Raw genomic sequence first — 1,551 nt, 5'->3', positions numbered from 1 at the left:
TTTCGCGTCAGTTCACGACTCACGGTGGCCGGCGAGCGCCCGAGTATCCGGGCCATGGCCCGGATACTCGAACCCTGCAGATGCAGGCTTGCAATGGTCAGGCGCTCTTCACGTTGCAGTTGCTTGTACTGGGTTCTTTCGTTCATCGCAACACCTTACATGAGACAGGTGTTGCACTTCAGATTTGAGGCCGCCGTACAAAATGCATGAACTATTGTGGGTATGGCTCAACGAAGTGTCGGCCAGTGAGTCGAACGAAGCCGTGCTGGCCGCATTGGCCCGCGTGGCGCGGGACCTCGGGTTCGACCACGCGGCGTATGGCATGAGGCGCCCCGTACCGATAACGAAACCGCAGATTATTATGGTTTCGACCTATCCAGAGGAATGGCAGGCGCGTTATATCAAGGAAAGGTATGTCGAGATCGATCCGACCGTCAAAGGAGCGATTTGTGTCGATACGCCGTTGACGTGGTCAAGCAATGCTGGCGACAGTGTCGGGCAGTTTTGGGAGGAAGCGATGTCGGTTGGTATCTTGCACGGGTGGTCGGCAGTCTCTCGCGGCGCGGACGGCACGGTCGGCCTGCTCACGCTTTCACGCAAATCTGGCAGGATTGGTGCTGCGGAGTGCGCCAGCAATGAAAAGACGATGGTGCTACTTGCTCAGGCTGCGCACGCGGTGATGGTATCTCGGTTACCTACGGGCCGGGTCGCCGAAGGTCACCTGAGCTTGCGTGAAATCGATGTGCTGAAATGGACCGCCGACGGAAAGACCGCTTACGAAATCGCACGAATTCTGAACATTTCCGAAAGTACTGTCAATTTCCACATCAAGAACATCGTGTCAAAGCTGGCATGTTCCAACAAGATCCAGGCTGCCGCCAAAGCGGCATTGACAGGCCTGCTGCGATAGCGCCAGCGAACGAACGGGATCTCGCGGCAAGGTCGCGGCGTGCCGTTTTGGGCTCGCACACGGGCCCGAAATCGGTGCGCAAAAACGAGGGCTTTGCTTCAGGGCTTCGCGCACATCCTGCGCGACTCGCATTCGCTGACTTGCCGGTGCCCAGCTATTTCACGCTGAACTGCCGCGCGCAAACGCTGGCATACTCCTGCCCACCTTCCGCAGTGGCGAGCCATTGCATCTGCTCGTCGACAGCACCGGTCTGAAGCTGTACGGAAAAGGCGAATGGAAAGGACGCAAACACGGCTACTCGAAGCGCCGCACCTGGCGCAAGGGGCTCTCGTGCAAATCGGCTTGGGGAATCGGTTAAAGTAGCCAGCCATATGAAATGGGTAGTCGGTGATGAGCAAGGGCAAAGGTCTGGAGGGGCTGTTCGATGGACGGCATTTTGATGGGGAGATCATCGTGCTGTGTGTTCGCTGGTACCTTCGTTACAAGCTCAGCCTTCGCGATCTGGTCGAAATGATGGCCGAGCGGGAATCGTCGCTGGCACACACCACGATCATGCGTTGGGTAAGGCGATTTACACCGGAGTTCGTCAAGCGCTGGAATCGGTTTGGCACACCCGCAGGCCGGTCCTGGCGCGTTGACGA

Annotated in this window: 2 protein-coding genes and 2 pseudogenes; 3 read left to right on the top strand and 1 reads right to left on the bottom strand. The window is 57.9% G+C overall.

What is annotated here, in order from left to right:
- Positions 1-146 (bottom strand): helix-turn-helix domain-containing protein (locus tag HV796_RS42210; RefSeq protein WP_175233539.1); only part of this gene is annotated, 146 nt, incomplete at its 3' end.
- Between the two features lie 56 nt (positions 147-202).
- On the opposite strand from HV796_RS42210, the gene HV796_RS42205 reads away from it, so the two are divergent.
- From HV796_RS42205 to HV796_RS42195, 3 genes and pseudogenes are all read left to right on the top strand, one after another.
- On the top strand, positions 203-910 hold the full coding sequence (locus HV796_RS42205) for an autoinducer binding domain-containing protein (RefSeq protein ID WP_175233538.1): 708 nt from the start codon (positions 203-205) through the stop codon (positions 908-910).
- Between the two features lie 74 nt (positions 911-984).
- Positions 985-1,232 (top strand): annotated as a pseudogene (locus tag HV796_RS42200) (transposase); the annotation flags it as partial.
- Between the two features lie 68 nt (positions 1,233-1,300).
- A pseudogene (locus HV796_RS42195) lies at positions 1,301-1,551 on the top strand (IS6 family transposase); the annotation flags it as partial.

The sequence above is a fragment of the Paraburkholderia humisilvae genome (genome assembly GCF_902859855.1).
GTDB classification, from domain to species: Bacteria; Pseudomonadota; Gammaproteobacteria; order Burkholderiales; family Burkholderiaceae; genus Paraburkholderia; species Paraburkholderia humisilvae.
Note: the sequence above shows the minus strand (reverse complement) of the source record. Positions and strands in the feature narration are given on the sequence as shown.